8 protein-coding genes are annotated in these 7,121 nt (G+C 42.1%); all 8 read right to left on the reverse strand.

The window, feature by feature from the left end:
• Positions 1–24: 24 nt before the first annotated feature.
• A complete protein-coding gene (locus GX654_18730; GenBank protein ID NLD38899.1) occupies positions 25–738 on the reverse strand; it encodes a hypothetical protein in 714 nt (237 codons plus the stop codon).
• Between the two features lie 4 nt (positions 739–742).
• Positions 743–1,732, reverse strand: coding sequence for a beta-ketoacyl-[acyl-carrier-protein] synthase family protein (locus GX654_18735; GenBank protein ID NLD38900.1), 990 nt, complete (start codon positions 1,730–1,732; stop codon positions 743–745).
• Positions 1,733–1,869: 137 nt separating this feature from the next.
• Complete coding sequence (locus GX654_18740) at positions 1,870–2,337, reverse strand: acyl-CoA thioesterase (protein ID NLD38901.1); 468 nt, start codon at positions 2,335–2,337, stop codon at positions 1,870–1,872.
• Positions 2,312–2,716: a hypothetical protein gene (locus tag GX654_18745; GenBank protein ID NLD38902.1), complete on the reverse strand. Its 405-nt coding sequence runs from the start codon at positions 2,714–2,716 to the stop codon at positions 2,312–2,314. Before GX654_18745 ends, GX654_18740 begins: the two co-directional genes overlap by 26 nt.
• Before the next feature lie 17 nt (positions 2,717–2,733).
• Entirely contained in the window at positions 2,734–5,145 is a 2,412-nt protein-coding gene (locus GX654_18750) for an MMPL family transporter (GenBank protein ID NLD38903.1), read from the reverse strand.
• Entirely contained in the window at positions 5,146–5,793 is a 648-nt protein-coding gene (locus GX654_18755) for an outer membrane lipoprotein carrier protein LolA (protein NLD38904.1), read from the reverse strand.
• 142 nt (positions 5,794–5,935) lie between these two features.
• Entirely contained in the window at positions 5,936–6,379 is a 444-nt protein-coding gene (locus tag GX654_18760) for a hypothetical protein (GenBank protein ID NLD38905.1), read from the reverse strand.
• 10 nt (positions 6,380–6,389) lie between these two features.
• On the reverse strand, positions 6,390–7,121 hold a 732-nt coding region (locus tag GX654_18765), incomplete at its 5' end, for a 1-acyl-sn-glycerol-3-phosphate acyltransferase (protein ID NLD38906.1).

Consider the following 7,121-nt stretch of genomic DNA (forward strand, 5'->3'; position numbering starts at 1 on the left):
GAACAGGCACGATGAGCGGTGCCCCTACTGTTTATGATTATTCTTCAAGCATTCTCTTACACATTCAGCTATATCATTAATAACGGTTGTATTTAATAAAATATTTCCTTTTTTATCTATTGTAAGATTGCCAAAATACTTTTTATTATTAGGCTCCTTTTCCATCATTACAAAGATAGCCCCTGGTCTGAATGTGTCATCACACTTGAACCCCTCAGGTGGGCCAACGTCGCATATCCCGGCCAGCATTGCATCACATTCTCCTGCAATAACACATTCCATTGCTGCATCCAGTGCTGATAAACCTGAATTAGTCTTTTCATAAATGATATAATTAGGCCCTGACAGGTTATAGAGCATGGCGGCATAACCTAAAAATATGTTTGAAAGCGTATGAGTAAAGAGATTCGGGTCAGGAAGACCGCCATTTTCATGGTTAACTGTCTCATCATATTCAATATCAGTAGCAAGACAGCCATATACTGTTGACGCAACAATGCCTGTACTTTGATTTTTTTTTATAAATCCATCAAGACCTGCATCATGTAAAGCAAAGGTAATTGCCTCAAGCCCGAGCATGGAAAATCTGTCAAGACGTCCTTTTCTAAATGCCGGATTTTCAGGAAACATATTTCCTTTTATTTCAGGTAAAGCTCCATTTGTGAAATCAAATGGATTTTCTCCCCTGCCTTTCCCACTGCCCCCTGCGGTTATCCATCCGATACCGGTAATGTACATCTTATTAATATTCCCCCTTACCAATAATAAGGGCCGCATTTACCCCGCTGAATCCTGAATTTGTTGAAAGGATATGAGTAAGCCCTCTCTTGACAGGGCGTGAACTTATAACACCTTCTGTATCATGCTCCGGGTCTGAAAGCCCTGTGGTTGGAGGGATAATCCCATGCATGATGGATTTAAGACAGATAGCAGCTTCAATACCGCCTGCTGCACCCAGTGTATGTCCTATTGCACCTTTAACAGAGAAAAGGGGTATTCTATTTTTTCCAAATACCCTTTTATATGAAGCAATCTCCATTGCATCATTATGGTATGTTCCTGTTCCATGGGCACATATGGCAGATATAGATTCAGCATCAATACCTGCCTTGTTTAATGCCCTTTCTATTGCCATAGCAAGACCATATCCCTCTGAATCCGGTCTTGTAATATGTGTTGCATCATTTGTTACAGCCCAGCCTTTAAGAATGCCAATTGGTTTTTTATTGAACTTTCTTGCCTTTTTTTCATTCATGATGAGGAGTGTTGCAGCCCCTTCACCCAGTGACATTCCTTTTCTCTTTTTATCAAAGGGTTTGCAGGCAGTGGGTGACATGGCCTGCAGGGCGCAGAATCCGGAAAAGATAAATTCTGTGACAAGATCATAGCAGCAGACCAATACTGAATCAGCCCTGCCTCTTTCTATAATGGATGCACCTTTTGCCAGTGCAACAGCAGATGATGCACATGCAGCGCTGATGTGAAGGGATTCACCTTTAAGTGAAAGTCTTTTAGATATGTAATCACCTACACTGGGTTGCAGGCAATCCGCATATTTATCTTTATTACCCCTGTTTGATCCGCTCAGTTTATCTATGCCTGCCTTGGTGGATGCTGTAATAAGAAAGGTGTCAGGAGGTATTATGCATGGATTTTTCAATACTCTATCTATCAGGGGATAAATAAGAGACCTTAAAGGTGATGCATCAAGGTCATTAATGCATGACGCCATCCCGGCATAATAACGATCTACAGGAAACCGGGTTATCTCTTTTATAGCACATTCTCCTGATAACAGCCCCTCCCATAAAGGATCAATGCCCTCGCCAAATGGGGTAACCGTATTGATATCAGTTATTAAGACAGCCGCTATTTCAACTCACCTTCCTTCCATTTACGGCAAAACTCCGCATAAAAGGGAGGCAAAACCATATAAAGGTTTTTATTGAGATCGAGCATCACCTGGATTGTATAGCCTGTTGTCATAAGCTCACCTTTATTATCCATGATAACATATTCATAATTCAGGCGTGCAGCATCAGACCAGTGTAATATGGCCTTAATGGTTATGATGTCAGGATATGTAAGTGGTTTATGATAATCTATATGCATTGCCTTTATTGGTGCAATGATATTATTACTGTAGAATTCAAGATAACTCATACCATACTTTTCGCCCAGCGCCCCTCTTCCATCTTCAAAATAACTGGGATAGCGGCCATGCCAGACGATCCCAAGTGGGTCAACCTCCTCAAACCTTACCTTCCTTTGTACTGTGCATTCAAGGGGATGAGGCGCATCTGCAAGGCTCTTAAAATAGGGCTTTAACACTACCATTCTCCTTTACAGGGTAAAAATATAGATTAAATGTCGAAAGGACTTTGTCTTCCGACATGATTTTTGCCTTACTTCTTTGAGAGTCGCCGGTATCTGCATCAGTACACTGGATTGATATCAGTTCATCAGGCCTGATCTCGAATAGAAACTTCGCCTTTTCTATTGATGTTATCCTGATTTTACAACCCTTCTGTTCTTCAATGCAAAGCTGTGCGAGAAGCAGTTGCAGCACAGCGGGCAGGATAGGATACCCCGGAAAGTGCCCTGAAAAACCTAAAAAATTATTATCAAAACAGTAGGAGTTTGATATCTCCGATGGACTGTTGATCCGGGCAGGTCCGGCACACGATTTTTTTATGGCCTCTATCAGCTTTTTCATATTCATACCTCAGGGTATCAGAGAGATACTACCTTTTTGCCCCCTTTGTCAAAATAATGGTACAGGGCCGGGATAACATATATGGCAGAGGGTATTGCAGCCCCTATTCCCAGTAGTACAGTTATACCGATAGAATAGAGAGCAGGGTGGCTCGCAAATATTAATGCACCAAACCCTGTTACAGTTGTAAGGCCCGATAAAAGGACCGCTGTGTCAGTATCATGCTCATAATCCTCGGAACACCTGCATACCATAAATATACCATAATCAATGCCCAGACCGATTAACAGAATAGATGAAATCACATTAAAGATATTGAATGCAATATCAAATAACCCCATTATTCCAAACATGAATATAACGCCTGTAACAACAGGCACCATGCTAAGTATCACCTTTTTAAAATCCCTGAAAAGCGGGATCAATAATACCAAAATGACAATCAGTGCGCCGACTATAAAGTGCACAAAATCATGCCCGACTGTCTTCCTGATCATCTCTCCTATATACCCCTGCGATACAAATCTCACACCATCGGGACAATCAGGCGCTTTTAAAAGTTCCCTTGTCCTTTCATTATCAGGGGCAAGTGTAAGTATCCTGATTTTATCTCTGTAAGGGATTATGAGGTAATCTATCAGGGCTGATATCCCTGCCCTGCTTATAGTCTCAGGTGTTATAAATTCCGGTGATTCATCAAGGCTTATCATAAAAGGGTCAAATGCATCATTAGTAAACCCGATTGAGCTGCCCTCATTATCAAGAATGGCCCTGACCATGTTTTTATTTTCACTCCAGAATGATCTCCATGCCTCAATATTTGATCTCTGTGTTGCTATTGATGGCAGGAGAGTCGCCATGCTTATAACAGCATCTTTTCCAGAATCATCTTTAATGTAACTGTATAACGATTCATTAACCATAAGGGCCGATTCAAGGTCATCACCCTCTGAAAAGACCATTGCCCTGGTGTTAAAATCCCCCCATGTCCTTTTAATGTGCCCCTCAATCTCCTTAAGCTCATCAGACCTGTAATTGAGATTATTAAGATCACCATCAAACCCTATCCTTTTTCCTGACCACAGGCAGGCTAAAAGCATAATGATCCACAGGGTGATATAGAGCATGGGGCGGCTGGCTTTACCTTTTATCAGAATTACATTATCGGATCTGGTTTCTTTTGATGAGGAGGTTGCCTGCATCATCTGAGGCAATAACAGGAGGGTAAAGATAAGAGAAATAATAACACCGATAATGGAAAACAGCCCAAGCTGCCGCTGGCCCGGCAGGTCTGATAAGAGGAGCAGAGAGAGCGAACAGATTATTATAAGACCACCGTACAGGACAGGCCGTGAGACCTCTGACATAATTCGGCCGGTTTCACGCCTCTCCCCATTCCTGCGCAGGGCAAAATAGACATGCAGACTGAGGTCATCGGAGAGCCCAAGCAGCACTGAGCCGAACCCTATGGTAATAGCCGATATGGTCGCATAGATCAATGATACCCCTGCAAGGGCAATGGCAAATGAAGAAAATGATATCAAAAGCACAAAAAACGCACGCCAGTTTTTTAAAAACAGGAAGAAAAGTATGATCATGGATAATGATGATATTGAAAGAACAACAACGAGGTCTTTCTTGATTGCCTTCGCATTTGTGACAGTATAGCTTTGCGGGCTCAGGATAAGCATATCAATTTTTTCAGGCACTGTTTTTTGTTTAATTGCTCCCAGCTCTGCCAGCATCCTCTCAGCGTTTAGAGTATCAGTGACATCCACGTCAGTATCTGCTATGAGCATCAGATTGCTCCCTGACGGGTCTATAAAGCGGTTGTTTTTTATTGCTCCCTCAGGCATGATATTCAGGGAGGCAAGCTTTTTCAGTACAAGTGTTTTTATATCAAGGGGGTCAAGCCTGATATCGTCTATCATCATGGAGCCTTCAGGCGAAAAGAGGCCGGTATATTTCTCCAGCAGTTTTTCATGTACATATTCAGGTGTAAGCCATCCCCTTATCTCTTCAAGGTCATCCCGGGTTACCAGGTTTGGGATTGATTTAACTATAAACGCATAGATATCGAAATTCTGATCTGATACAGGCCCGGAAGTAACACTGGTGAAATATTGGGAGGCAGCAATTGCCTCTGCCAGATCATCGGCTACATCAGTCAGCCCCTCCTTGTCCGCTCCTGACCTATCCCTTAAATTTATTATGACTTTATGCATGAAGGGGGTCTGCTGGAGAAGGTTAAACTCCAGTAAAAAATCCTCTCTGCTGTCAGGCAGGAGCGATTTAATATCCTCTGAAAGCCTTATTTTTGTAAGATAAAAAAGGCTTAACAGGATTATGAGGGTTGAGATCACAAAAAGGGCGGGGCGTCTTTTTGAAAAAAAGAGATATATCTGGCCGAATATGTCAAAGAGACCCATTTAAAATATTTCCTCAGAAAGCCCGGGGTTTATTTTCATATTGGAAAAACTGATCAGTGTGGAGCCCCCCTTTTTGTCATGTATCTCTATTTTTGTTACATGACTCTCCTCTTCAGAAAAGGCAAGGTCTATTGATTCTATATATTTTTGCTCCACAGGCGAAAGCGGCCTCAGCCTTACCTCAACTGGCTCTTCACTTATTATAGAGATATTATAGCCTGCCTTTAACCTCCCATAATCACCTCTGGCCCATGAAAACACCTGGTTTGATATCGCTGCAATTATAGGCTCCCTGCTCAAATCAAACTTCATTGACCTGCCATCCTTTCCCCGCCATTTTTTTCCCTGCTCCCCGTTTATTATAAAACCCATGACCACAGGAGCGGTTATCTCCCAGCGAAGGCGGTCAGGGCTCATATAGTATAGTTTGCCATATGATTCAGGCATCTCCTTGAGGATCTCAAGCCTCTTCTTCTGGACAAACTCGCCCTCCATCGATTCTATGTTTGAAGATGCCTGTTTGATACGAAGAAGTATTACCTCTGTTTTGACTTCATCATATGACATACCCTGTTCACCACCGGAAATCCAGGCGAAGGAAACAAAAAGAAAAAGAATGGTGATAAATATGATTCTGTGTTTAAGCATAATTTTTTCTCATTCATTTTGAAACAAGGTAGCATCATTTTTCTTAGACAAGGCATGCCTTGTCTACATCATGGGGCAAGAAAGCCACCCTGCGAAAAACAGACTGGGTCGAGGTTTACCCGCGACCCGATCATAATAAAATTTATTTTTGGCCTTCATCAGGCACCCATAATTTAATGGAGCCTGTAGCGACCTCCTCTCCTCTACACACCAGCGTACCATTTATTAATGAAAAACCGGAAAAGCTCTTTGTTATCTTTATTGTGGTTTGTATGGTGTCACCCTCATTGCATAATTTCATAAAGTTAAAGCCCCTGATATCGACCAGAAAACCCATGCTGATCTCTTTACCCTGTTGTAAATCGCTGTAACCTTTTACCGCAGCGGCTGACTGGGCAAGTATCTCTATCATGGCTATCTCCTTCAGATGACCATCTTCTGAAATAAAAAGATTATCATGAGATAAATAAGACTCCACAACACCGGATTCACCGGAAAATTCAATCAACCGATCTACTAGAAGAAAGGGGTGGCGGTGCGGAACAAGCCTCTCAGTACTCATTGGTAATTTTGTATCTCTATCCATTGATATCTAATTACCTCATTCGTTCAACTTCACTAGCAATAAGCGCTTTTACATGTTTACGCATCTCAATATGGCCATTCTCACCGGTAAAGGCATCAGGATATACAGGGGAAAGGGCCTTTATCTTGACCTTTGCCGGTTTCAGGTACCATCTTCCGGGTGGTAATAACTCATCTGTACCGGTAATGCAGAGAGGCACTATCGGGTAATTTGTCGCAATGGATATCTTAAATGCCCCTGAATAAAAACGACCCATCCTGCCATCGCGGCTTCTGTGGGCCTCTGGGAAAAGTAAAAGAACCCCGCCATTATCAAGGAGATTTCTGGATGCAGTAAATGTCTCATCATATGACAGCCTTTCTACATCAAGATATTGTGCGGCCCTCATAAATGGTCTGTACCAGGCCATCTTGAATGGCCATGAACGTAAGGCAAAACATACATTGCTGAATGGGAGGACTCCCATAAAAAAGGTATCAAAAAAGGAAAGGTGATTAAGTACAATTATGCACGGGGTAGGGATTTCTCCCCTTTTGAAACCAGAGGTCGTGAGACCGGTAAAGGGTTTTATTATTGCGAGCCACCCCTTTCCATAAATCCATACAAAATATCTGATGATCTTTACTGTATCCAGGTTTCCGAAAAGTTTAAAAAAAATAAAAGCAAAAGGAGCAACGATAATTCCGATTATTGTCATCAGTATCAGGAGAGGAAAAACCGTCAGGTTTATCAATACAATAAA

The sequence above is a fragment of the Desulfatiglans sp. genome, from assembly GCA_012513605.1.
GTDB lineage: Bacteria > Desulfobacterota > DSM-4660 > Desulfatiglandales > HGW-15 > JAAZBV01.